General features: G+C 71.2%; 20 protein-coding genes and 1 pseudogene. 9 read left to right on the top strand and 12 right to left on the bottom strand.

The window, feature by feature from the left end; translation table 11 throughout:
* Positions 1 to 98: 98 nt before the first annotated feature.
* The 3 genes from ABZU99_RS22380 (at position 99) to ABZU99_RS22370 (ending at position 2,871) form a co-directional block, all read left to right on the top strand.
* Positions 99 to 1,481, top strand: a complete 1,383-nt coding sequence (locus tag ABZU99_RS22380; RefSeq protein WP_355943903.1) for a glycine--tRNA ligase — start codon at positions 99 to 101, stop codon at positions 1,479 to 1,481.
* 138 nt (positions 1,482 to 1,619) lie between these two features.
* Positions 1,620 to 1,913, top strand: a complete 294-nt coding sequence (locus ABZU99_RS22375; protein ID WP_356046230.1) for a hypothetical protein — start codon at positions 1,620 to 1,622, stop codon at positions 1,911 to 1,913.
* Between the two features lie 121 nt (positions 1,914 to 2,034).
* Positions 2,035 to 2,871 carry a hypothetical protein gene (locus ABZU99_RS22370; protein ID WP_356046228.1) on the top strand — a complete coding sequence of 279 codons (837 nt, stop codon included), beginning with the start codon at positions 2,035 to 2,037 and terminating at the stop codon, positions 2,869 to 2,871.
* On the opposite strand, the gene ABZU99_RS22365 is transcribed toward ABZU99_RS22370, so the two are convergent.
* Positions 2,868 to 3,350, bottom strand: coding sequence for a hypothetical protein (locus ABZU99_RS22365; protein ID WP_356046226.1), 483 nt, complete (start codon positions 3,348 to 3,350; stop codon positions 2,868 to 2,870). The two genes, ABZU99_RS22370 and ABZU99_RS22365, sit on opposite strands and share 4 nt — an antisense overlap.
* Before the next feature lie 133 nt (positions 3,351 to 3,483).
* On the opposite strand from ABZU99_RS22365, the gene ABZU99_RS22360 reads away from it, so the two are divergent.
* Entirely contained in the window at positions 3,484 to 4,707 is a 1,224-nt protein-coding gene (locus ABZU99_RS22360; protein WP_356046224.1) for a sensor histidine kinase, read from the top strand.
* Positions 4,695 to 5,339 carry a response regulator transcription factor gene (locus tag ABZU99_RS22355; RefSeq protein WP_355943897.1) on the top strand — a complete coding sequence of 215 codons (645 nt, stop codon included), beginning with the start codon at positions 4,695 to 4,697 and terminating at the stop codon, positions 5,337 to 5,339. The genes ABZU99_RS22360 and ABZU99_RS22355 overlap by 13 nt, the downstream gene beginning before the upstream one ends.
* Before the next feature lie 105 nt (positions 5,340 to 5,444).
* On the opposite strand, the gene ABZU99_RS22350 is transcribed toward ABZU99_RS22355, so the two are convergent.
* From ABZU99_RS22350 to ABZU99_RS22340, 3 genes are all read right to left on the bottom strand, one after another.
* Complete coding sequence (locus ABZU99_RS22350) at positions 5,445 to 6,032, bottom strand: TetR family transcriptional regulator (RefSeq protein ID WP_355943895.1); 588 nt, start codon at positions 6,030 to 6,032, stop codon at positions 5,445 to 5,447.
* Between the two features lie 8 nt (positions 6,033 to 6,040).
* A complete protein-coding gene (locus ABZU99_RS22345) occupies positions 6,041 to 7,060 on the bottom strand; it encodes an aldo/keto reductase (protein ID WP_355943893.1) in 1,020 nt (339 codons plus the stop codon).
* 214 nt (positions 7,061 to 7,274) lie between these two features.
* Positions 7,275 to 8,648 (bottom strand): MFS transporter, encoded by a 1,374-nt coding sequence (locus ABZU99_RS22340; RefSeq protein ID WP_356046323.1) that lies wholly within the window; start codon positions 8,646 to 8,648, stop codon positions 7,275 to 7,277.
* A 210-nt stretch (positions 8,649 to 8,858) separates the two neighbouring features.
* Here ABZU99_RS22340 and ABZU99_RS22335 point away from each other — a divergent pair, with 210 nt between their 5' ends.
* Positions 8,859 to 9,740, top strand: coding sequence for a helix-turn-helix transcriptional regulator (locus ABZU99_RS22335; protein WP_355943891.1), 882 nt, complete (start codon positions 8,859 to 8,861; stop codon positions 9,738 to 9,740).
* On the opposite strand, the gene ABZU99_RS22330 is transcribed toward ABZU99_RS22335, so the two are convergent.
* Entirely contained in the window at positions 9,713 to 11,200 is a 1,488-nt protein-coding gene (locus tag ABZU99_RS22330) for an MFS transporter (RefSeq protein WP_356046221.1), read from the bottom strand. The two genes, ABZU99_RS22335 and ABZU99_RS22330, sit on opposite strands and share 28 nt — an antisense overlap.
* A gap of 133 nt (positions 11,201 to 11,333) precedes the next feature.
* On the opposite strand from ABZU99_RS22330, the gene dusB reads away from it, so the two are divergent.
* Positions 11,334 to 12,470 (top strand): tRNA dihydrouridine synthase DusB, encoded by a 1,137-nt coding sequence (gene dusB / locus ABZU99_RS22325; RefSeq protein WP_355943888.1) that lies wholly within the window; start codon positions 11,334 to 11,336, stop codon positions 12,468 to 12,470.
* Between the two features lie 7 nt (positions 12,471 to 12,477).
* Here the strand turns inward: dusB and ABZU99_RS22320 are convergent, their stop codons facing one another.
* Positions 12,478 to 13,809 (bottom strand): trehalase family glycosidase, encoded by a 1,332-nt coding sequence (locus tag ABZU99_RS22320; protein WP_356046218.1) that lies wholly within the window; start codon positions 13,807 to 13,809, stop codon positions 12,478 to 12,480.
* A gap of 524 nt (positions 13,810 to 14,333) precedes the next feature.
* Here ABZU99_RS22320 and ppdK point away from each other — a divergent pair.
* Together ppdK and ABZU99_RS22310 are read left to right on the top strand one after the other, a co-directional pair.
* A complete protein-coding gene (ppdK, locus tag ABZU99_RS22315; RefSeq protein WP_355943884.1) occupies positions 14,334 to 17,060 on the top strand; it encodes a pyruvate, phosphate dikinase in 2,727 nt (908 codons plus the stop codon).
* 411 nt (positions 17,061 to 17,471) lie between these two features.
* A complete protein-coding gene (locus tag ABZU99_RS22310; protein ID WP_355943882.1) occupies positions 17,472 to 18,515 on the top strand; it encodes a helix-turn-helix domain-containing protein in 1,044 nt (347 codons plus the stop codon).
* On the opposite strand, the gene ABZU99_RS22305 is transcribed toward ABZU99_RS22310, so the two are convergent.
* From ABZU99_RS22305 to ABZU99_RS22280, 6 genes and pseudogenes are all read right to left on the bottom strand, one after another.
* A complete protein-coding gene (locus ABZU99_RS22305; protein ID WP_355943880.1) occupies positions 18,505 to 18,711 on the bottom strand; it encodes a hypothetical protein in 207 nt (68 codons plus the stop codon). The genes ABZU99_RS22310 and ABZU99_RS22305 overlap by 11 nt on opposite strands.
* A 55-nt stretch (positions 18,712 to 18,766) precedes the next feature.
* Complete coding sequence (locus tag ABZU99_RS22300; RefSeq protein WP_356046215.1) at positions 18,767 to 19,630, bottom strand: carbohydrate ABC transporter permease; 864 nt, start codon at positions 19,628 to 19,630, stop codon at positions 18,767 to 18,769.
* A 5-nt stretch (positions 19,631 to 19,635) separates the two neighbouring features.
* Positions 19,636 to 20,547, bottom strand: coding sequence for a sugar ABC transporter permease (locus ABZU99_RS22295; protein ID WP_355944079.1), 912 nt, complete (start codon positions 20,545 to 20,547; stop codon positions 19,636 to 19,638).
* 119 nt (positions 20,548 to 20,666) lie between these two features.
* Positions 20,667 to 21,932: a sugar ABC transporter substrate-binding protein gene (locus tag ABZU99_RS22290; protein ID WP_356046213.1), complete on the bottom strand. Its 1,266-nt coding sequence runs from the start codon at positions 21,930 to 21,932 to the stop codon at positions 20,667 to 20,669.
* Positions 21,933 to 22,027: 95 nt separating this feature from the next.
* Positions 22,028 to 22,251, bottom strand: a pseudogene (locus ABZU99_RS22285) (carboxymuconolactone decarboxylase family protein); the annotation flags it as partial.
* Positions 22,252 to 22,493: 242 nt separating this feature from the next.
* Entirely contained in the window at positions 22,494 to 23,360 is an 867-nt protein-coding gene (locus ABZU99_RS22280; protein WP_356046211.1) for a putative protein N(5)-glutamine methyltransferase, read from the bottom strand.
* Positions 23,361 to 23,800 lie beyond the last annotated feature (440 nt).

Raw genomic sequence — 23,800 nt, 5'->3', positions numbered from 1 at the left:
ATCATTTACGGTATCGATTTGATCCGGGGGGTGCCGCCGCCGGTAACCTGAAGCATTCGCTTCGTCGTCCTCATGTCGTCATCAATGAAGAGAGCACCGTGGCCGCCGACAAGATCGACACCATCGTCAGCCTGAGCAAGCGCCGTGGCTTCGTCTACCCGAGCAGCGAAATCTACGGTGGCCAGCGCGCCGCCTGGGACTACGGACCGCTCGGCGTGGAGCTCAAGGAGAACATCAAGCGGCAGTGGTGGCGTGCCATGGTCACCTCCCGCGACGACGTCGTCGGACTCGACTCGTCCGTGATCCTGGCCCGTGAGGTATGGGAGGCGTCCGGCCACGTCGCCACCTTCACGGACCCGCTCACCGAGTGCACCTCCTGCCACAAGCGGTTCCGCGCGGACCACCTGGAGGAGGCGTACGAGGCCAAGCACGGCCGTCTCCCCGAGAACGGTCTGGCCGACCTCAACTGCCCGCACTGCGGCAACAAGGGCAGCTTCACCGAGCCCAAGCAGTTCTCCGGGCTGCTCGCCACCCACCTCGGCCCGACCCAGGACTCCGGCTCGGTCGCGTATCTGCGCCCCGAGACCGCCCAGGGCATCTTCACCAACTTCCTGGCCGTGCAGCAGACCTCGCGCAAGAAGCCGCCGTTCGGTATCGCGCAGGTCGGCAAGTCCTTCCGTAACGAGATCACGCCGGGCAACTTCATCTTCCGCACGCGCGAGTTCGAGCAGATGGAGATGGAGTTCTTCGTCAAGCCGGGCGAGGACGAGAAGTGGCACGAGTACTGGATGGAGCAGCGCTGGAACTGGTACCGGGACCTCGGTCTCCAGGAGGCCAACATCCGGTGGTACGACCACCCCAAGGAGAAGCTCTCCCACTACTCCAAGCGCACCGCTGACATCGAGTACCGCTTCAACTTCGGCGGCTCCGAGTGGGGCGAGCTGGAGGGTCTGGCCAACCGCACCGACTACGACCTGAAGGCGCACTCCGCGGCGTCCGGCCAGGACCTGTCGTTCTTCGACCAGGAGGCCGGCGAGCGCTGGACCCCCTACGTCATCGAGCCGGCGGCGGGCGTGGGCCGCGCCATGCTGGCCTTCATGCTCGACGCGTACGTCGAGGACGAGGCGCCCAACGCCAAGGGCAAGATGGAGAAGCGCACCGTCATGCGGCTCGACCCGCGCCTCGCGCCGGTCAAGGTCGCCGTGCTGCCGCTGTCCCGCAACCCGCAGCTCTCGCCGAAGGCCAAGGGGCTCGCGGCGGATCTGCGCAAGCACTGGAACATCGAGTTCGACGACGCGGGCGCGATCGGCCGCCGCTACCGCCGCCAGGACGAGATCGGCACGCCGTTCTGCGTCACCGTCGACTTCGACACGCTCGAGGACAACGCGGTGACCGTGCGCGAGCGCGACACGATGAAGCAGGAGCGGGTCTCCCTCGACCAGATCCAGTCCTACCTCGGCGGCCGCCTGATCGGCTGCTGACCGGTCGCTCGACCGGCCACTGACCGGGTCACGGCCCGGACACACACGACGACGGGCTCCGGCCCCGCGGATACAATGCCGCGGCGCCGGGGCCCGTCGCTCGGCGGGAACGGGGGGGTTCAGCACATCGTGCGAAGCGTGACGCACCACATCACCGCCACCCGCGAGGACGGCACCGTCTTCGAGGTGAGCTATGGCTACGGCCGGGGGCAGCGGCGGCTGCTCGGCTGCCGGCACTGTGACTGGACGGAGCGGATCACCTACGGCGGCGCCCGCCACAAAGGCCTCGACCACCTCGCGCAGGCACACGGCGCCCTCGGTTCGCCACGGATGACCGCCGACGCGGCGGCCCGGCGCCAGGCCGTCCTGATCATGCTGGCGTGCTTCGCGGTGGCCGCGGTCGTGCTGTGGTGGGCGGCGTCCCAGGCGTGACGGAGGCGAGGCGCCGGGCTGCCCCGAGGTCGGGATGAACGACGTGACCATGATCAGCTAGGGTGGACGGCTTGTCATGCACTCGCTTGCGGGTGTGCATCATCCCGGGGGAGAAACACAGGTGAACACGACCCGTCAACGCTGGACGGCGCCGGCCAGGTCCCTGCCCAATCCGATCACGCTCGCCTCCGCACTGACCGATCCCTCCCGCCCGGACCGCATCCAGGATCCGGTCATCGCCTGGCTGTGGCGCGGCCGTACGCTCCTGGGCCTGGCGGCCACGGCATGGCTGCTGCTCGCCTACCCGCTGACGAAGGGGGGCGAGAAATTCGTCCTGGGGAAGCTGGAGGAGCTGCTGTTCGGCTGCGGCGTCCTGCTGGTGGCCGGATTCATCGGCGTCACCGCCTTCATCCTCGCGGCCCGCCCGCCCCTCGGCGGCCTGTACACGAGCCGCCTCGGCGCCCCGCTGCGCGCGCTCGGGGCGCTACCGCTCGGGGCGGGCGTCGTCTGGCTGATGGTCTCCGCACTCAGCGGGGACATCGTCTCCATGTCGGACGTCGGCTCACACGATCTCCTCCTGGGGCTCTTGGGCGAGACGCTCGGCAGGATCATCAGCGGACTCGTGATCGGCCTGCTGTTCATCGCCGCCGGGCTTCTCTGTGTCGTCGTCCTCTTGGTGGCGGTGTGCTTCACCCTGGTAGCCGCGGTCAAGGGGCTCAACTCCTGCTTCCGCGTCGGTGACGTCCACGAGCTGCTCCCCGCCGTCCTCTCCCCGCTGCTGGTCTGGTCGCTCTTCGCCCTCCAGCTCTTCGACGACGCCGACGTGGCCGCCCCGCCCGTGGTGCTGAACGCGTTCCTGCTCGGCGGCCCCCTGTCGGTGACCGCGCTGTCGGTGTGGGAGGTGCACCGCCTGCGCAGCAGGTACGGAGTGACCCTGCGGTCCGCGCTGGGCCGCTAAGCGGTGTCGGTCCCGAGCGCCAGGGCCGCGCATACGGCGGCCAGCGGGAGCTCCGCGCAGACGGCCATCGCGACCGCCACGGCCAGCTCGCCACCCGGGGCGGCCGTCACCGTGTCGAACCACGCGTCCACCACGAGCAGCGCGGCGGTGGCGGCGGCGGTGAGGCGATGGCGGTTGTCGCCGCGCCGGCGCAGCGCGGCGGTCGAGAACAGCCCGAGCGCCTGGAGGGCGTCCAACCCCACCCACGCGGCGTTCCAATGCGTGACCCGGGCCGTGGACGGCAGCGTTGTCGCGAGCACATACAGCCAGGGCACCAGCGCCGCCCCCGAGACGAACAGCACCGACTCGGGCCGTACGCGGACGACGCGGGCGAGCCATGCCCTTCGTGTGGTGCGGCGGGCGGACGCGGCGGCCGGGGTGGTGGCGTACAGGGCGGTCATGGTGCGGGTCTCCTTCCGGGCGGCCCGCTCATCGGGCACGTCCCTCAGCCTCGTCGGCGCCATCGCCCCTGTCGGTCATGGCAGTTGCCGACTTGGGGTGGCACTGGGTGCACCCCTTTTCCGGGCTCGTGCTGCAGTGCGCAGGCCGCCGTCCGCGCTCTAAAGTCAGCGCATGAAGATCCCCAGCGAGCTGCGTCGCCTGCTCCAGTGGCTGCGGCCCGCAATCCAACGACTGCGGCGCGATGCCGTCTGCGGATGCGCGGGCATGGCGGTGCAGCTGATCGCCTGGGCGTTACCGATGTCCGTGCCCTGGCTGATCGTTGAGGACGTGGCCTCCCTCCCGGAGATCGTGCTTGCCCTCACCGTCCCCCTCGTCGTCCCGGCCGCGGCCACCCCGCTGCTGACGCGGGTGCAGCGGCTGCGCTTCGGGGCGCTGCTGGGCAGGGAGATCACCGGGCCCCGGACGGCCTGGCGCCAGCTGTCGTACCACCTGCTGGCCGGGCCGGCCGTCGCCTTCGGCGGGGTGGTGGCCCTCGGCCTGGCCCTCGGGGGGCTCGCCGCCGTCACCGTCTACATCTGGGTGTGGGGCCTGCCGTTGTCCTGGCGGCTGGACCACGTCGGCTACTCGACCAAGGCCGCCTATGTCACCCTCGGCGGTCTGGTCCTGCTGGCGATCGCCTACTGGCTCGTGGGCGCCCTCGTACGGCTCGACACCCGCGCCGCCACCGCCCTGCTCGGACCGGTACCCGCCCGGGAGTTGGAGCGCCGGGTCGAGGACCTCACCGAGAGCCGCGCGGGCGCGGTCGACGCGGCCGACGCCGAACGCCGCCGCATCGAGCGCGATCTGCACGACGGCGCACAGCAGCGACTGGTCTCCATGGCGGTCAACCTGGGCCTGGCCAAGGCGACCCTCAAGGATCTGCCGGACGAGGCGCGCGAGGTCATCGAGGAGGCGCACCGCGAAGCCAAGGGCGCGGTGGAGGAGCTGAGCCACCTGGTCCGCGGGCTGCACCCGGCCGTCCTGGACGAGTTGGGGCTCGACGCCGCCCTGTCCGGCATCGCGGCGCGCGCGCCACTGCCGGTGCGGCTGCACGTCCATATGCCCGAACGGGCCGCGCCGACCGTCGAGGCGGTCGCCTACTTCGTGGTCTCCGAAGCCCTCGCCAACATCGCCAAGCACGCCCAGGCGACGCGCGCCGATGTCACGGTCGTACGGACCGGTGACTCGCTGCGGGTCGTCATCTCCGACGACGGGGTCGGCGGCGCCGACGCGTCCCGGGGGAGCGGCCTGGCCGGGCTCGCGAAGCGGGCGGGCTCGGTGGACGGCACGTTCGACATCCGCAGCCCCCGCGGGGGCCCGACCGTCATCACCGTGGAGCTGCCGTGCGTGCTGTGATCGCCGAGGACTCGGTCCTGCTGCGGATCGGCCTCGTCAAAGTCCTGCAGATGGCGGGGTTCGAGGTGATGGCGGAGACCGCCGACGCCGACGGTCTGCTGACGGCGGTGGAGGAACACCGCCCGGACCTCGTGGTGGCGGACGTCCGGATGCCGCCTGGCTTCCGGGACGAGGGCGTACGGGCCGCCCTGCTGATCCGGCAGCAGTGGCCGGACACGGCGGTGCTGCTGCTCTCGCAGTACGTGGAGGAGCGGTACGCCGCGGATCTGCTGACGGCGCACACCAGCGGCATCGGCTATCTGCTCAAGCAGCGGGTCGCGGATGTGGAGGAGTTCATCGACGCGCTGCGGAGGGTGGCGGGCGGGGGTACGGCGCTGGATCCGCAGGTCGTCGCCCAACTGCTGGTGCGGCGGCACAGGGACCCGCTGGACCGGCTGACGCCGCGGGAGCGGGAGGTGCTGGAGCTGATGGCCGGCGGGCGGTCGAACGCCGGGATCGCGGGGGCGCTGGTGATCAGCGAGAGCGCGGTCGCCAAGCACATCAACTCCCTCTTCGTGAAGCTGGATCTGCCGGTCGCCGACGCGGACCACCGCAGGGTGCTGGCGGTGTTGCGCTTCCTGGGCGTGCACTGACCCGGCGCTCGGACCCGGCGCTCGGACCCGGCGCTCGGACCCGGCGCTCGGACCCGGCGCTCGGACCCCGCCGCGGACCAGGCGGTCCGCGGCGGCGGTCACGGCCTACGCCCGCAGGCCGCTCAGCAGCAGCTCGCAGACCGCCGCGAAGGCCAGGTCCACGTCCGGGGCCGACCATTCCGCCGCGTAGACCGGGTCGTGGAAGCGGCCCGTCGCGTCCCACAGCGCCCGTGCCGTGGACGGCGCGTCCCGGACCGTGAACTCGCCGCTCGCCATCCCGGTTTCGACGATCTTCGTGAGCTGCGTGACCATCGTCTCGACATGGCGGGCGACGGTGCCGCTGTTCTCCTCGGCCAGGGCCAGATAGGTGGCGAAGAGCTCCGGGTCGTCGCCCGCCTTGCGCCGCTTGGCGGCGAAGAGGGCGATCAGCCAGTCGCGCAGCCGGTCGGACGCCGGGCCCTTGCGGGCCACTATGCCGGACAGCTCGTCGTGCGCCTGGTCCAGCCACCGCTCGGTCACCGCCTCCCGCAGGGCCGCCTTGGTGCGGAAGTGGCGGTAGACACTGCCGTGGCTGACCCCCAGCACACGGGCCACGTCCACGACCGTGGCCTTGGCCGGGCCGTAGCGGCGCAGGACGTCCTCGGTGGCTTCGAGGATGCGCTCGGGGGTCAGGGGCGTTACGGGCGGCGGCATCGGGTCCCTTACTTCTTCTCGCTGTCCAGGTGGGCCATCTGGGCCTCCGGATAGCGCTCGCCCGCGGCGGCGCCGGCCGGAACGGCCTCCTCCACAGCGGCCAGATCGTCGGCGTCGAGCGTAACGTCCAGCGCCCCGAGCGATTCCGCCAACCGCTCGCGCGTGCGCGCCCCGACGAGCGGCACGATGGCCGCCGCGTGCCGGGGACCCTGGGCGAGCACCCAGGCGATGGCGGTCTGCGCGACGCTGACGCCCTTGCCGTCGGCGATTTTGCGGAGCGCATCCACCAGGCCGAGGTTGTGGTCGAGGTTGTCCCCGCTGAAGCGCGGGCTGAAGCCGCGGAAGTCGTTCGGGGCGAGCCGGCGGTCACGGGTCCAGTGGCCGCTGATCAGGCCGCGGGAGAGCACCCCGTACGCGGTGATGCCGATGCCCAGCTCGCGGCAGACCGGCAGGATCTCGTCCTCGATGCCGCGGGAGACGAGGGAGTACTCGATCTGCAGATCGGAGATGGGGGCGACGGCGGCGGCCCGGCGGATGGTCTCCGCCCCCGCCTCCGAGAGCCCGATGTGCCGTACGTACCCGGCCTTGACCAGCTCGGAGATGGCGCCGACCGTCTCCTCGATGGGGACGTCGGGGTCGACGCGGGCGATGCGGTAGACGTCGATGTGGTCGGCGCCCAGGCGCTGCAGTGAGTAGGCGGCGAAGTTCTTGACGGCGGCCGGGCGTCCGTCATAGCCGGACCAGCCGCCGTCCGGGTCGCGCAGTGCGCCGAACTTCACGCTGATCAGGGCCTTTTCGCGGTGGGCGGCGGGGGCGGTGCTCAGCGCCTCGTCGATCAGCAGCTCGTTGTGGCCCATGGCGTAGAAGTCGCCGGTGTCGAGCAGCGTGACGCCCGCGTCGAGCGCGGCGTGGATCGTGGCGATGGACTCGGCTCGGTCGACATCGCCGTACAGGGCGGACATGCCCATGCAGCCGAGGCCGATCGCGGAGACATGGGGTCCTGTGGTGCCGAGCTGACGGTTCTGCACGGGGGCTCCTTGGGGGCGGGGGAGTGCGGAGGGAGTTCGGCCGGGGGTGCCGGTATCGCGTACGTCTCCAAGCCTGACATGTGTGATGACAGATTTCAATATCTGTCATCGCTCATGTGTCACCCGGAATCCGTCACCCGAACCCCCTTACGCGCTACCTGTCCCCCCCGCGTCCCCCGGCTCCCTCCGCTCACACCACCCCCTCCCCCTCCGCTCATACCACCGTGCGCGGCAGCCGCAGGCTCAGCAGCAGGGTCACCGCCACCGCCGCCAGCTGCGCCGCGAGCGTGATCACCAGCGCATGGCCCATCCCCACCGACGGCTCCAGGGACAGGAAGAGCGTCCCGAGGGTCGCCACGCCCAGCGCCAGCGAGGACTGCTGCGTCGTGACCATCACCCCGCTCCCCACCCCGGCCCGGTCGGTCGGCACATCGGCCAGCACGATCCTGAACAGCACGGGCAGCTGCAGCCCCTGCCCGAAACCGGCCAGCGCGACCCCGGGCAGCAGCCCCGCCAGGGACAGGCCCTGCCAGTCACGCCACACGGCCAGCATCAGCAGGGCGAGGCCCACCGCCTGCACCACCCCGCCAGTGGTGACCACGCGGCTGCCGTACCGGCCCACCAGCCGCGGCCCCATCAGCGACGCCACGAAGAACGTGGCGGCCATCGGCACCAGCGCCATTCCGGCCTCGACCGGCCCGTACCGCAGGCCCTGCTGCAGCGCGACCGCGATGACGAACATGAATCCGCCGAAGCCGATCGAGAACGGCAGCACCATCGGCAGCCCGCGCCGCAGCCCGCGCAGCGCGAACAGGCTCGGCGGCAGCAGCGGGGTCCGGCCCGCCCTGTCGGCGCGGCGCTCCACCGCGTAGAACGCGGCGGACACGAAGGGGAACGCGCCCAGCATCAGCCAGGTCCACAGCGGCCAGCCCGTCGCCCGTCCCTCGGTCAGCGGCACCATCAGCGTGATCAGCGAGAGCGCCAGCAGGACGGTGCCCGGCACATCGATCGGCGCGGGCCGCTCCGAGCGGGTCTCCGGGACCGTCCGCACGGCGAGGGCCAGCCCGATCAGTGCGACCGGCACGTTCACCAGGAAGACCGCGCGCCATCCGGTGCCCGCGATATCGGCGGCCACGAGGACGCCGCCCAGGATCTGACCCGCCACCATGGACAGCCCGGCCGTCGCGCCGTACATGCTCAGCGCGCGGGCGCGGCGGGCGCCGGCGGTGGCGGAGTGGATGGTGGCGAGCACCTGGGGCAGCATCAGCGCCGCGGCGGCGCCCTGCGCCACCCGGGCGCCGACCAGGCTCCACGCGTTCGGCGCGAGCCCGCAGGCCAGCGACGTCAGCCCGAAGGCCGCCATCCCGGCGAGGAAGAGCCGGCGCCGTCCGAAGGAGTCGCCCAGCCGGCCGCCGAGCACCAGCAGGACGGCGTACGCCACGCCGTATCCGGCGACGACGAGCTCCAGCACGGCCGGGCCCGCGTTCAGATCGCGGTCCATGGTGGGCAGGGCGACGTTGACGATGAAGAAGTCGATCAGGGGCAGCGCCGCACCCAGCAGTACGGTGAACAGCCCGAGCGGGCTCAGCGTCCGCCCCGCGGCGTCGCTGGTCCGCCCCGCGGCGTCGCTGGTCCGCCCCGCGGCCTTCGCGGTGTCCGGGGCGGCGGTTCTGATGCGTATCTCGGTTTCGGTCACGATGATGACGATCGCGACCCGCTCAGACTGGTACCAGAGTGTCTTTATCCTGGTACAAGAAGTACCTGGCAACCCGCTGAGCCGCTGGGGCACTCTGGACCCATGACCACGATGGTGCGGGACACCGCGGCCGGTACCGGGGCCGAGATCAGCGAGATCAGGCGGAGCGAGCTGGCCGCGTTTCTGCGCAGCCGGCGGGAGCGGATCACCCCCGAGCAGGTCGGATTGCCCCGTGGCCGCCGCCGGCGGACGCCCGGTCTGCGCCGCGAGGAGGTCGCCCATCTCTCGACCGTCGGCGTCACCTGGTACACGTGGCTGGAGCAGGCCCGCGACATCCATGTCTCGGCGCAGGTCCTCGACGCCATCGCCCGCGCCCTGCTGCTGGACCGCAGCGAGCGCGCCCATCTCTTCGCGCTCGCCGGGACCGTCGATCCGAGCCCCTGGAGCGAGTGCACCGGCGTTCCGCAGGCGTTGCGGCTGATGCTGGAGCAGCTGGAGCCGTTCCCGGCCGTGGTCCAGAACAGCCGGTTCGACATCCTCGCCTACAACCGCACCTACCGGCTGCTGATGTGCGATCTGGACGCGCTGCCGCCGGAGGACCGCAACTGCCTGTGGCTGGCCTTCACCAACGACGACTGGCGCGCGAGCCTCGTCGAACGGGAGGAGACGATCCGGCTGATGGCGGCCAAGTTCCGCGCCGCGATGGCCGAGCGCGTCGCCGAGCCCGCCTGGAAGGCGCTGGTGAAGCGGCTTGAGGACGCCTCAGAGGAGTTCCGCGAGATCTGGGCGCGGCATGAGGTGGTCCGGCCCGGCGACAAGATCAAGGTCTTCCGCCAGTCGCGCGTGGGCATCGTCAGGCTGGCCTCCACCGGGCTGTGGACCGGTCCGAACCAGGGGCCCAAGCTGCTCACCTACACCCCGGCGGACGCGGAGTCCCGCGAGCGCCTGGAGCGGCTTCACACGCTGGCGCTCGTGGAGACCTGACCGGTCGGCGCTCCCTCCTCGAAGAGGGCCGCCGCACGGCGGGTGGTGCGCAGCGCCCAGCGGCCGGTGGTCACCAGCCCCAGCAGCAGGATGACGGCGCCGCATCCGGCGATGATCCACCACGCGGGCCGTGCGGAGTCCAGGAACGCCGCCGCCTCGGCGGCCGAGGCGGCGTGCCCGGCGGCCCCCGCCGCCGACGCGGCGCCTCCCGCCAGCACCGCGCCGATGACCGCGACGCCGAGCGACTGGCCGACCTGGCGGCTGGTCGAGGCGACGGCCGAGGCGACGCCGGCCTGGGAGCGGGGCATCCCCGAGACGGCCGTATTGGTGATCGGGGCGTTGACCAGGCCGAAGCCGATGCCGAACAGGACAAAACCGGTCAGCAGCAGCGCATTGGAGGACTGGGCGTCGAACACGGCGCACAGCACCCCACTGGCCGTCATCGTCACCCCGGCGATCAGCAGCGGCAGCCGTGGCCCCCGGGCGCCCACCAGCCGCCCCGACAGTGGCGCGCACACGAAGCACATCAGCGCCATGGGCAGCATCCACAGCCCGGCGTGCAGCGCGCTCAGGCCCCGCACGTCCTGCAGATACAGCGTGTTCATGAAGAGGAAGCCGCCGAGCGCCGCGAAGGCGCACACCGCGACGACCGTCGCCCCGCTGAACGGCGCGCTGTGGAAGAAGCGCACATCGATCAGCGGCTCGGGGCGCCGGCGCTCGTAGCGGATCAGCGCGGCGAGCCCGGCGACGGCGACCGCCGTACAGGCCACGATCAGCGGTGAGCCCCAGCCCCGGTCCGGCGCCTCGATGATCGCGTAGGTGAGGGAGCCGAGCACCGCGATGACCAGCAGCTGGCCGACGGGGTCCGCCCGGCGTGGTCTGGGAGCCCGCGACTCCGGCACATGGCGCGCGGTCAGCGCCAGTGCCGCGATCCCGACCGGAAGGTTTATCCAGAAGATCGAACGCCAGCCGACCGACTCCACCAGCACCCCGCCGACGATCGGGCCGGCCGCCATGCTGATGCCGACGACCCCGCCCCACACCCCGATCGCCCGGGCCCGCTCCCTGGGCTCGGTGAAGGTGTTGGTGATGATCGACATGGCGACGGGGTTGAGCATCGACCCGCCGATCGCCTGCACCATGCGGAAGACGATGAGCGCTTCCAGGTTGGGCGCGAGGCTGCACAGCGCCGAGCCGAGGGTGAAGATCACCAGCCCGGCCAGGAAGGTGCGCTTGCGCCCGACCCGGTCGGCCGTCGAGCCGGCGAGGATCAGCAGCGCGGCGAGGACCAGGGTGTACGCGTCGATCGTCCACTGCATCCCGGAGACGGAGGCGTGCAGCTCGCCCCGCATCGAGGGCAGGGCGACATTGAGGACGGTGTTGTCGAGGCTGACGATCAGCAGGCTCATGCAGCAGATCGCCAGCACGAGCATGCGCCGCCGATGGCTCATCTCGGGCATGGTTGAACGCTACATCGATATCGTCCCAGCGGCCGTGAGAACCGCTCTGCCGATTCGCCCGCACGAGTGCGGGACAATAAGAGGTCCGGCCCATACGAACGTCACTCAGCCAAACCCCGAGGAAGCCCACCCCATGACGCAGACGCAGCTGCAGATCGGCCCGCACACGGTTCAGCCACCGGTCGTCCTCGCACCGATGGCCGGGATCACCAACGCGCCGTTCCGTACCCTCTGCCGGGAGTTCAGCGGGGGCAAGGGGCTGTTCGTCAGCGAGATGATCACCACGCGGGCGCTGGTCGAGCGCGACGCCAAGACCATGCGGCTGATCCACTTCGACGGCACCGAGAAGCCGCGCTCCATCCAGCTCTACGGGGTCGACCCGGTGACCGTCGGCAAGGCCGTCCGGATGATCGTGGACGAGGATCTGGCCGACCACATCGATCTCAACTTCGGCTGCCCGGTCCCCAAGGTCACCCGTAAGGGCGGCGGCTCGGCCCTCCCGTACAAGCGGAACCTGCTGCGCTCGATCCTGCGTGAGGCCGTGACGGGCGCGGGATCGCTGCCGGTGACCATGAAGATGCGCAAGGGCATCGACGACGATCACATCACCTACCTCGACGCGGGCCGGATCGCCGCCGAGGAGGGCGTGACCGCGATCGCCCTGCACGGGCGCACCGCGGCCCAGCACTACGGCGGCACGGCCGACTGGGACGCCATCGCGCGGCTCAAGGAGACCGTCCCCGAGATCCCGGTGCTGGGCAACGGCGACATCTGGTCGGCCGACGAGGCGGTGCGGATGATGCGCGAGACGGGCTGCGACGGCGTGGTCGTCGGGCGCGGCTGCCTGGGGCGGCCGTGGCTCTTCGGCGATCTGGTGGCCGCGTTCGAGCCGGGCCCGGCCGACTGCGCCCGGCCGACGCTGCGGGACGTCGCGGCCGTCATGCGCCGCCACGCCGAGCTGCTCGCCCAGTGGCTGGAGGACGAGGAGCGCGGCGTGATCGACTTCCGTAAGCATGTCGCCTGGTACACCAAGGGCTTCTCGGTCGGCTCCGAGATGCGCAAGCGCCTCGCGATCACCTCGTCCCTGGCCGAGCTGGACGCCCTGCTGGCCGAGCTGGACCTGGACCAGGAGTGGCCCCCCGGCGCCGACGGCCCCCGCGGCCGCACCTCGGGCCGCAACCGCGTGGTCCTTCCGGACGGCTGGCTGGACGACCCGTACGACTGCGCGGGCGTGAGCGCGGACGCCGAGCTGGACACCTCCGGCGGCTGATCGGTGCTCAGAAGGCGTGACCCGCCGCCACCGCCAGGTCGAGCGCCAGCGCCGCCGTCCAGCTGAAGTCGCGGGTGCCGCGGGGCTGGCCCGTGTGCGGATCGACGTACTCGGCGAAGCCGGAGGAGACGGCCGTCTCCAGGGCGGCGGTGCGCAGCGCGTCGGCCCGTGACGCTTCGCCGTGGAGCCGCAGGCCGCGCTCCAGGAGCCAGTTGACGTTGAGCCAGGCGGGGCCGCGCCAGTAGCGGGACGGGTCGAAGGCGGGGCCTTGCAGGTCGTAGCTGGGCACCAGCCGTACGGACGACCCCAGCCCGAAGTGGGCACCGCAGGCCGTACGGACGAGCGTGGCGGCCGTCTCGCGGGGCATATCCGGGACGAGCAGCGGCAGCAGGCCCGCCGCGCTCAGCTCGGGGATCAGCACGTCCCCCCGCACATCGCGGGACAGGAACAGCCCGGCCGCCGGGTCCCACAGCCGGGCCGTGAGGGCGGCCGTGAGGCGGGCGGCGCGGGCGCGGTGGGGGGACGGGTCGGCGCCGGTCAGCGCCGCGATCTCGGCCAGGGCGTGCTCGGAGGCGATCAGCAGTGCGTTGACGCCGGGGTCCTCGACCACGAAGGTATGGCCGGCCCCCGCGTCCCGGTAGCCGCCGTCCCGGTAGTCCGCTGCGAGCCGTACGTACCGCCCGTAGTCCAGGTCGGTCGGCCGGTCGGCGGCGGTGCCGTGGCCGAGGTCGGCGCGCTGGAACGTCCCCGGCTCCACCGGCTCGACGCGCGCCAGCGGGGCGTCCCAGCAGGGGCTGTTGTCCATGCCGGGCTCCCAGGGGTGGACCACGGAGACCAGACCGTGCCCGCCCAGGTCGCGGGCGCCGGTCAGATAGCGGTGCCAGGCGGTGAGCCGGGGGTAGGTCCGGGCGAGGAAGCCATGGCGGGCCGAGGCGGCCGGGTCGGCCTGGTGGACCAGCAGAGCGGCGAGCGCGTGGACCGGGGGCTGGACGATCCCCGAGGTCTCGATCCCGGCCGGGGCGCCGGCGGACGCGCCCGCCGTGGAGGAACGCCAGAAGTCCGGACTGGGGAAGTACGCGCCCTGCGGCACCGAGAGGTTGAAGACGATATGCGGGATCCGGCCGTCGCCCCACTGGGCCGCGAGCAGAGTTTCCAGCTCCCGCTGGGCGCGCCGCGCCGAAAGGTGGCGCGATCCGATCGCGATGAACGCCGAATCCCAGCTCCACTGGTGGGGGTAGAGGCTGCGGGAGGGGACCGTGGAGGAGCCGGTCCAGTTCTCGTCGAGGACTCGCCGCGCGTCGCTCACCCAGGTGGCCGACGCGGGCCGTGCGCTGGTCAAGATGCCTCCTCCTGAGGGAACGCGACGTCAACATACCCGCACCGGACGGCCTCCACGGTGCGCCGGGGCGGGAACCGGGCAGGAGGGACCAAGCGCTTCGCTCATGTGAGCGAGGGGCTTCTCGTTGTATCCAAAAGGCGAGATGATGCTCTCCATATGGGCGTGATTCTCGCCACTCTGATCGCCTCCCTGCTCAGATGAGCGGACATCGGGGGGCGCTCCGGGGTGTCGGCGCTGCGCTCACCTCTCCAATACGTGACACTCAGTGCCACCCGCTTGATGTTCGACACCTCGAATCATCGGTTACGCACAGTAAGATTCTTCGGGGATGCCGGAGGCGCAGGGTGGGTGTGTGTTCGAGTCTTGAAGGGTTATGGAAAACGCCTCGTCCGGGCTTCGCGCTTTCGAACACGTGGCAGGCGGGTGGTTACAGCCCGATGACGGTGGAGTGGACCTGCTCAGGCGCCTTCGATGTGGGTACGCTCCCCGCCGTCAGGGCAGCCGAGCCGAGGAGATCGAGTCCCGTGCCGGAAACACAAGATCAGCGGAAGTTCGTTTACGACTTCACCGAGGGCAACAAGGATCTCAAGGACCTGCTCGGCGGGAAGGGGGCCAACCTCGCCGAGATGACCAACCTCGGTCTCCCCGTGCCACCCGGCTTCACGATCACCACCGAGGCGTGCAAGGTCTACCTCGACAGCGGCGAGGAGCCCCCCGCCCTGCGCGACGAGGTGAGTGCGCACCTCGAAGCCCTCGAAGGCAAGATGGGCAAGAAGCTGGGCCAGCCGGACGATCCGCTGCTGGTATCCGTACGCTCCGGCGCCAAGTTCTCGATGCCCGGCATGATGGACACCGTCCTCAACATCGGGCTCTCCGACGACTCCGTGGCAGGGCTCGCCGCGCAGGCGGGTGACGAGCGGTTCGCCTGGGACTCCTACCGCCGGCTCATCCAGATGTTCGGCAAGACCGTGCTGGGCGTGGACGGCGATCTCTTCGAGGAGGCGATCGAGGAGGCCAAGCGCGCCAAGGGCGTCACCGTCGATGTCGACCTCGACGCCGCCGACCTCAAGAAGCTGGTCGGCGAGTTCAAGGAGATCGTCGCGGGCGAGACCGGCCGGACCTTCCCGCAGGAGCCGCGCGAGCAGATGGACCTCGCGGTACGGGCCGTGTTCGACTCCTGGAACGGCGACCGCGCCAAGCTCTACCGCCGTCAGGAGCGCATCCCCCACGACCTCGGCACGGCGGTCAACATCTGCTCCATGGTCTTCGGCAACCTCGGCCCCGACTCCGGCACCGGCGTGGCGTTCACCCGCGACCCCGCCAGCGGTCACCAGGGCGTCTACGGCGACTACCTGCAGAACGCCCAGGGCGAGGACGTCGTCGCGGGCATCCGCAACACGGTCCCGCTGGCCGAGCTGGAGCGGATCGACAAGCAGTCGTACGACCAGCTGATGCAGATCATGGAAACCCTCGAGACGCACTACAGGGACCTGTGCGACATCGAGTTCACCATCGAGCGCGGCAAGCTGTGGATGCTCCAGACCCGGGTCGGCAAGCGCACCGCCGGTGCCGCCTTCCGGATCGCCACCCAGCTGGTCGACCAGGGTCTGATCGACGAGGCCGAGGCGCTGCGCCGGGTCAACGGGGCGCAGCTCGCGCAGCTGATGTTCCCGCGCTTCGACGAGGAGGCCGCCGCGGGCGACTCGGTGCGGAAGATCGGGCGGGGCATCGCCGCCTCCCCGGGCGCCGCCGTCGGCAAGGCCGTCTTCGACTCGTACACCGCCGTCAAGTGGTCCCGGTCCGGTGAGAAGGTCATCCTCATCCGCCGTGAGACCAACCCCGACGACCTCGACGGCATGATCGCCGCCGAGGGCATCCTGACCTCCCGCGGCGGCAAGACCTCGCACGCCGCCGTCGTCGCCCGCGGCATGGGCAAGACGTGTGTGTGCGGCGCCGAGGAGCTCGAAGTCGACACCAAGCGGCGCCGGATGACGGCGCCCGGCCGGGACGGCAAGGACGGGCTGGTGATCGAGGAGGGTGACGTCGTCTCGATCGACGGCTCCTCCGGCAAGGTCTACCTCGGCGAGGTCCCGGTCGTGCCGTCCCCGGTCGTCGAGTACTTCGAGGGCCGGATGCACGCGGGCGCCGACGACGCCGACGAGCTGGTGGGCGCCGTGCACCGGATCATGGCGTACGCGGACCGGGTGCGCCGGCTGCGGGTGCGGGCCAACGCGGACAACGCCGAGGACGCGGCCCGCGCCCGGCGGTTCGGGGGGCAGGGCATCGGCCTGTGCCGCACCGAGCACATGTTCCTCGGCGAGCGCCGGGAGATGGTCGAGCAGCTGATCCTCGCCCACACCGACGAGGAGCGCGAGGCGGCGCTGGGCGCGCTGCTGCCGCTGCAGAAGGACGACTTCGTCGAGCTGTTCGAGGCGATGGACGGGCTGCCGGTCACCGTACGGCTGCTCGACCCGCCGCTGCACGAGTTCCTGCCGGACATCACCGAGCTGTCGGTGCGGGTCGCGCTGGCCGAGTCCCGCAAGGACCACAACGAGAACGATCTGCGGCTGCTCCAGGCCGTGCACCGGCTGCACGAGCAGAACCCGATGCTGGGCCTGCGCGGAGTGCGCCTCGGGCTGGTCATCCCCGGTCTGTTCGCCATGCAGGTACAAGCGATCGCCGAGGCCGCCGCCGAGCGCCGGGAGGCCAAGGGTGATCCGCGTGCCGAGATCATGATTCCGCTGGTCGGAACAGTCCAGGAGCTGGAGATCGTCCGCGAGGAGGCCGAGCAGATCATCGAGGAGGTCGAGCGGGCCCGGGGCGTGGACCTCAAGCTCACCCTCGGCACCATGATCGAGCTGCCCAGGGCCGCCCTGACCGCCGCTCAGATCGCCGAATCCGCCGACTTCTTCTCCTTCGGCACCAACGACCTCACCCAGACGGTCTGGGGCTTCTCCCGCGACGACGTGGAGGCCAGCTTCTTCACGGCCTACCTGGAGAAGGGCATCTTCGGCGTCAGCCCGTTCGAGACCATCGACAAGGACGGCGTCGGCGCCCTGGTGCGCGACGCCGCGCAGGCGGGCCGCGCCACCCGCCCCGACCTCAAGCTCGGGGTCTGCGGCGAGCACGGCGGCGACCCGGAGTCCGTCCACTTCTTCCACGAGGTGGGCCTGGACTACGTCTCCTGCTCCCCGTTCCGCATCCCGGTCGCCCGCCTGGAGGCCGGCCGTGCGGCGGTGAACAGCCACTGAGGCCACCGGAGTCGGCCGGGAATCCCAACCCTCACCCCCGGTTTCGGCTCCGGCTCTTAAAGGGGGCGGCACCTTGTGCGGAGGTGCCGCCCCCTCTCACTCCCCCCACGGGAGCTGTTGCCGCTCGCATCGGCTACGCGCGGCAACACAAGTACCCAGCCGCCGTAACGTACTCGTCACCCCCCACGGGAACGAGCAATCTGGCGCTGAGTACCGCCTGTTGAATTCCGGACGGCCACCGTATGTCTTTACCGGCGGCCCCCGGCTTTCACGCTGAACAGCTTTCCTTCTCCGCCCCCCGCACCGCATCCGGTTTCACATCTGGCCAAAAGGGCGTGGTGACTGAACGTGTAAGCGTGCATACTCAACGGTGATCGGGGGGCGGTCGGCTTGTCACTTGTGAGGGTCTAGGTGCTGCGTGTTCATTTCGCTGAACTCGATCTGGCCCGGCTGCGGATGGCGATCCGCCCGGATGTGCTCTGGGAGACCGTTTTAAGTTTGCATCGCCTGCGCGAGAAACGAGCGGAGAACGTATACGGGGAATGGCGTTCGGAAGCGCGAAACCGGCTCAACGGGGAGGCGCGGCTGCTTGCCCCGCTCATTCCCTCGCGTGGCTATTTCCCGGACTTCCTGACACCCGCCGAAGGTGTAATCGGTTGCGACAGCGCCATGGAAGCGCTGCGCGCCACCACGGGAGAGCGCTTGCACTCCGAGATATCCCGGCTCCCGGGAGCCCCTGCGCTGCCGGGCTGGATACGCGACCTGGCGCAGGGCGGGACGCGGTCGCTGGACCGGCTCGTCACCACCCTGCGCGCCTATCACCGGGCCGCCGTCGCCCCGTACTGGGCGCATATCCAGGCCCGGATCGAGGCCGACCGGGCGGCCCGGGGCCGGGCCCTGCTGGACGGGGGAGCCGACGGCCTGCTGGCCTCGCTGCCGCCGACGATGCGCTGGCGCTCGCCCGTGCTGGAGGTGGACTATCCGGTCGACCGCGATCTCCACCTGCGCGGACGGGGGCTGCTGCTCCTGCCGTCGTTCTTCTGCCGGGGCACCCCGGTGACCTTCCGGAACCCGGAGCTGACCCCGGTGCTGGTCTACCCGGTCGAACACGCCCGGCGCGGCGCCCCGCCGCGCCCCCAGCAGCGGCCCGCCGGCACGTCCGGCTGCGCCCGCTCGCTCGGCAAGCTCGTCGGCCAGACCCGCTCGGAGGTGCTGCTGGAGGTCGGCGGCGGCTGTACGACCAGCGAACTGGCCCGCCGGGTCGGCGTATCCCTCGCCTCGGCCAGCCAGCACGCCAGCGTGCTGCGCGAGGCCGGGCTCGTGCACACCCTGCGCCAGGGCAGCGCCGTCCTGCACACCCTGACCCCACTCGGCGCGGCCCTGCTCCGCGGTGGTGCCGCCCCGGGGGAGCGGGTCTTCGGCGCGCCGACGGCGTTCCCGGCGGTCACGCGGTGAGACAGCCCGGGAGGCGTTCGGCCAGGTGTGCGCAGTCGCTGACGGTGTTGTGGAGACGGGCCGACAGTCGCAGGAAGCCGCGCAGCGCCCGCTGGGCGGCCTGGACGGTGCGCGGGACGGCGCCGAACGAGCCGTGGTCGAGATGGACCACGGAGGGGTCCAGCGTCCAGTGGCCGGTCGGCGGCTGGTCGGTCATGGGCCCCTCGCTCCCGTGCGTGCCCCAAGGTCAGTCGTCGATGCCCGAACGAAGGTCAGTCGTCGATGCCCGAACGCTCGACGCCCGCGACGATATAGCGCTGCAGGAAGAGGAAGACCACCAGCAGCGGCACGATCGACACCGCCGACGCCACGAAGAGCTCATGGATGTTGACGCTCTGGGCGGTGGTGAAGGTTGACAGTGCCACCTGGACCGTCCATGCCTCCCGGTCCTGGCCGATGACCAGCGGCCACAGGAAGGCGTTCCAGGCGCCGATGAAGACGATGGTGCCGACCGCCGCGAAGACCGGCCGCGAGTTCGGCACCACCACCCGCCAGTACGTACGCCAGTAGCCGAGCCCGTCCATCCGCGCCGCGTCCTCCAACTCCCGGGGGAAGCTCAGGAAGTACTGGCGGAAGATGAACGCCGCGACCGCGCTGAAGAGCGTGGGCACCACCAGACCGCGCAGCGTGGAGACCCAGCCGAGCGAGCTGACCAGCACAAAGCTGGGCACGAAGGTGACCGCCGCCGGGACCATCAGGGTGCCCAGGATCCAGTAGAAGACCACCTGGGCGTGGCGGTACGGAATCCGGGCCAGCCCGTAGCCGGCGAGCGAGGCCGGCAGCAGGGTGCCGACCGTGGTGAGAACCGCGATCAGCGAGGAGTTGAGCAGCGCGTGCGCCATCGGCACATTGGGGTCGTCGAAGAGCTCCGGGACGTTCGACCAGCGCAGCTCGCTCGGGAAGAAGGTCCACTCGGGCGAGGTGATGTCCGCCTCGCTGGACAGCCCGTTGCGTACCAGCAGATAGAACGGGACGAGAAAGAGCAGCGCGAGCGCCATCAGCAGCACCAGTCGGACCGCGCGCCCGGCGGCGACCAGGGCGTCCCGTGGGTCGCGCGCCTGCCGGGGGTCGGGCATCCGGTTCACTCCTCTCTCCGGCCGAGGCCGAACCAGCGTGCCTGCACCACCGTCACCACGGCGATGATCAGCGCCAGGATCACCGCGCCCGCGCTGCCGAGGCCCAGGTTCTGCCCCTGCCCCAGCGCCGTGTAGTAGAGGTAGACCAACGGCGGGCGGGCGTAGGGCGGATAGCCGCGCGAGTCGGACAGCAGGTTGTAGAACTCGTCGAACGCCTGGAAGGCGTTGATCACCAGCAGCAGGACGACGGCGACCGAGGTGGCCCGCAGCTGCGGAAGGGTGATGTGCCGGAAGACCTGCCACCCCGGCCGCGCCCCGTCCACGGCCGCCGCCTCGTAGAGCCGTGGCGAGATGCGCTGCAGCCCGGCCAGGAAGAGCACCATGTAGAAGCCCGCCTGCAGCCACAGCCTTACGGTCACGATCACCAGCCAGTACCAGGGCGGATCGGTCGTCGACAGCCAGGCGATCTGATCCGCGCCGAACCAGCCGAGGACGGTGTTGGCCAGCCCGAAACGCACCCCGTTGAAGATCGACATCTTCCAGATCAGGGCCGCCACGACGTACGAGCACGCCACGGGCAGAAAGAAGACCGACCGGAAGAACGCCTGCGCCCAGCGCAGCCGGTTGACCATCAGCGCGAGCGCGAGCGAGAGCACATAGGTCGCCGGGACGATGAACGCCGTGAAGACCAGGAAGGTCAGCAGGGAGTCGGTGAAGGCGTCGTCGGCCAGCATCGCCGCGTAGTTGTCGAGCCCGACGAACTCGGTGGGCGAGACGGTGTTGCGCGCGTCAAAGAAGCTGAGGTAGACGCTCCAGGCCAGCGGGACGTAGGTGAAGAGGGTCAGGCCGAGGACAAAGGGGCCCACGAAGATCCAGAACCAGAGGGTCCGGTTCTGCGGGCCCAGCGGCCTGCGCATCAGCGGACGGCGCACGAGCGGACGGCGCATCAGCGGACGGCGCACGAGCGGACGGCGCACCAGGGGACGGCGCATCAGCGGCCCGCGCATCAGCGGCCTGCGCACCAGCGGACGGCGCATCAGCTCTTCTTCTGCACGCGCCGCAGCTCCGCGTCGGCCTTGCGCACGACCGCCCTCAGCTCGCTCTCCGGGTTCGCGCCGCCCTTGATGACGCGGCTCAGCGCGTCCTGGTAGGCGGTCTTGCTCGCGGGGGTCCACAGCAGCGGCTCGGCGTGCCCGTGGTCGGTGGCGTAGCGCACCGCCTCACCCGCCGCCCCCTCCCGCAGCTTGGCCGCCTTCTTCGCGAGCGACATCCGGGCCGGGATATGGAAGCCGTAGGTGAGCGCGAAGTCCTCCTGGTACTCGGTCTTCTCCACCCACAGCCACTTCACGAAGGCCTTCGCCACCTCCTTGTGCCTGCCGCGGGCGGAGACCGCCGACCCGTACGCGCCGACCGGTACCGCGGGCCTGCCGTCCGCCCCGTCCCCGGGGAACGGCAGCACCCCGAAGTCGCCCCCCAGCGCCTTGGTGATCTGCGGCAGCGCCCACAGCCCCGACCACTGCATGGCGGTGAGCCCCTGGGTGAACGCGGCCGGGTCCGACCAGTCGGAGGGGGCCCCGAGCAGCAGCGACTTCTCGGCGTAGAGCTGACGCAGCTTGCCGAGCGTGCGGGCGGCGGCCGGGTCGTCGAAGCCGACCTTGCCGTCCTCGGTGACCAGTTCCAGACCGGCGGCGTTCAGCGGGGTGCCGCCGAGGACACCGGGTCCGCCGTCATTGCCGAGGAAGAGCCCCTTGACGTTCTTCGTGGTGAGCTTCTTCGCCGCGTCGACCAGCGCGTCCAGCGTCCGGGGCGGCTCGACCCCGGCGTCCTTCAGCATGCTGGTGCGGTAGTAGAGCAGCTGCATGTCGATGACCTGCGGAATGGCCCAGATTCTGCCCCGGTACGTCTTCGGGGCGAGCACCGCCGGATTGATGTCGTCCTTCGCCTCGCTGAGCAGGTCGGTGAGATCCACGACCTGACCGCCCTGGATCTGGTCCAGCGTCGGGCCGTTGACCTCGAAGACATCCGGGCCGGACGCGGTGAGCAGCGCGGCGGCGGTCTGCTGGTCGTAAGCGCCCGGCCGCCACTGGACGTTGACATCGGCCTCGTCGTAGGCGTCCGCGTACCGCTTGACGGCCTGCTCGGTGCCCGGCTCGCCGTACTGGTGGTACCACTGCGAAAGGACCGGCTTCCCGCCTGAACCACCGTCGTCCCGCCCGGTGTTCGACCCGCAGGCACCGGCCAGCGCCCCGGTCAGCGCGAGCCCTCCGCCCGTACCCAGCAGTCGTCTGCGGCTGATGGACATGGTGTGCGCCCCCTCGCTCCCTCGTCTCCTGGTCACCGTATGACCCAACGATCAACGATGGGGGCGGATTACGACAGGGGCGTTGCGGCCGTATATCAGCTGCCGGGGCCGGGGCCGGGGCCGGGGCCAGGGCCAGGGCCAGGGTCCGGCGCCGCGTCGAGCTTGTCGAAGACGCGCTGGGCCGTGGCGAAGGCCGCGTTCGCGCGGGGACGCCGCAGTAGATCGCGCTCTGCAGCAGCACCTCGCCGATCTCCTCGCGGGTCAGCCCGTTGGTGAGCGCGGCCCGGATGTGCATGGCCGGCTCGGCGTGCTGGCCGTGGGTAGCCCGGTGGCCGGGGCCTGGGGTTGCCGCCCCGGGGGGCCGGCTTTGGGACTACTGCCCCAGCACCCGGGCTGCCGCCGCCCCGGCCCGCTGGCTCCGGGGTCTGTCGGCCCCCGGCCCGCCGGGGTTCGCGGCTCGGTTCCGCGCGGCGCCGTCTCGTGCCTTTGACGCCTTGGGGCGTGGTCGGCGCGGGGCGGGCGCGGGACGCGTCGGCCGCCGCCGGGGCGGTGGGGGTGGGCTCAATCGCCGATGGCGCGGACGGCGGGAGACCCGGCCGACGGCCTCGTCCCGATGATGACCGTCGCCTCCAGCTCCGCGCACTCCGCCACACGCGGTATCAGCCCATCGCGGGTGACGATGTCGACGGCCGACGCCGACTGCCGTTCGCTCGTCTCGAACAGCAAAGACCCGCCCGGCGCCAGCCACGCGCTCGCCGCGGCCGTCACGCGGCGCAGCACATCGAGTCCGTCCGCCCCGCCGTCCAGGGCCACCCGCGCCTCATGGACCCGGGCCTCCGGCGGCAGCAGTTCGACCTGCTCCGTGGGCACGTACGGCACATTGGCGAGCAGTACATCGACGCGGCCGCGCAGCGCGGCCGGCAGCGGCTCGTAGAGATCGCCCTCGTACACCCGGCCTCCGGCCGCGCCCATATTGCGGCGGGCGCACCGTACCGCGGCCGGGTCGATATCGGCCGCGTGCAGCTCGACCCGCTCCAGCGCCGCGCCCAGCGCGGCGCCGAGCGCGCCCGATCCGCAGCACAGGTCCACGACCACCGCCCCCGCCCGCGCGGGTGCCACGCTCGCGGCCTGCCGGACCAGGAACTCGGTGCGCCGCCGGGGGACGAAGACCCCCGGATCCACGGCTATCCGCAGCCCGCAGAACTCCGCCCAGCCGAGGACATGTTCCAGCGGCAGCCCGGCGACACGCCGGTCCACCATCCGGTCGAGCTCGGCCGGGCCTCCGGCGGTGGCGACGAGCAACTCCGCCTCGTCCTCGGCGAACACACACCCGGCGGCGCGCAACCTGCCGACGACGGCGGAGAAGGAGAGAAGCGGAGAAGATGACAGGGAGGACGGTGATGACGGGGGTGACGGTGAAGTCGACATGGAGCCTTCCGGGGATACCCAGGGCGCTCCCGCGGTCACCTAAATCGGTTCGACCACATGGCCTCGAGAAGAGAGCACCCAGCCTGACATGGCGTTGATGGGTCTCACCTCCTCGGGGCGACGGTGCGGTAACAGTACCAGGGTCGACCCGCGCGACCCGGCCGGTCAGCGGGTGCTCGGCGCCCGCCGGGCCTGGCCGATTCAGGGAGGCGTGGAAGGCGGATACGCACCGTGTGCGGCGCTCCCGCAACGGGCGCCTGGACAACCATCCCCCCTGCCCTCGCACACCCTGCCCGAGCTGTTCGCCACCGCCTGGTCGCTGGTGGACAGCGGGCAGGGGCCGGCCTAGTACTCCAGTGCGGTTTCGTGATCTATCCAGCAGGTTCGTCGGCGGATCGTCGTTGGTAGTGGCTGTGTCGGGCTGTCGCCTGGTGGCGTCT

Origin of the sequence: Streptomyces sp. NPDC005266 (assembly GCF_040607655.1) — a bacterium.
In the GTDB taxonomy this organism is placed as follows: Bacteria; Actinomycetota; Actinomycetes; order Streptomycetales; family Streptomycetaceae; genus Streptomyces.
This window is presented reverse-complemented; position numbering and strand designations above follow the sequence as displayed.

Coding starts and splice junctions, on each gene's coding strand:
- ABZU99_RS22360 (WP_356046224.1), top strand. CDS start 3,484: ATGAAGATCCCCAGCGAGCTGCGTCGCCTGCTCCAGTGGCTGCGGCCC.
- ABZU99_RS22350 (WP_355943895.1), bottom strand. CDS start 6,032: ATGCCGCCGCCCGTAACGCCCCTGACCCCCGAGCGCATCCTCGAAGCC.
- ABZU99_RS22335 (WP_355943891.1), top strand. CDS start 8,859: ATGACCACGATGGTGCGGGACACCGCGGCCGGTACCGGGGCCGAGATC.
- ABZU99_RS22330 (WP_356046221.1), bottom strand. CDS start 11,200: ATGCCCGAGATGAGCCATCGGCGGCGCATGCTCGTGCTGGCGATCTGC.
- dusB (WP_355943888.1), top strand. CDS start 11,334: ATGACGCAGACGCAGCTGCAGATCGGCCCGCACACGGTTCAGCCACCG.
- ABZU99_RS22305 (WP_355943880.1), bottom strand. CDS start 18,711: ATGACCGACCAGCCGCCGACCGGCCACTGGACGCTGGACCCCTCCGTG.
- ABZU99_RS22300 (WP_356046215.1), bottom strand. CDS start 19,630: ATGCCCGACCCCCGGCAGGCGCGCGACCCACGGGACGCCCTGGTCGCC.
- ABZU99_RS22295 (WP_355944079.1), bottom strand. CDS start 20,547: ATGCGCAGGCCGCTGGGCCCGCAGAACCGGACCCTCTGGTTCTGGATC.
- ABZU99_RS22290 (WP_356046213.1), bottom strand. CDS start 21,932: ATGTCCATCAGCCGCAGACGACTGCTGGGTACGGGCGGAGGGCTCGCG.
- ABZU99_RS22280 (WP_356046211.1), bottom strand. CDS start 23,360: ATGTCGACTTCACCGTCACCCCCGTCATCACCGTCCTCCCTGTCATCT.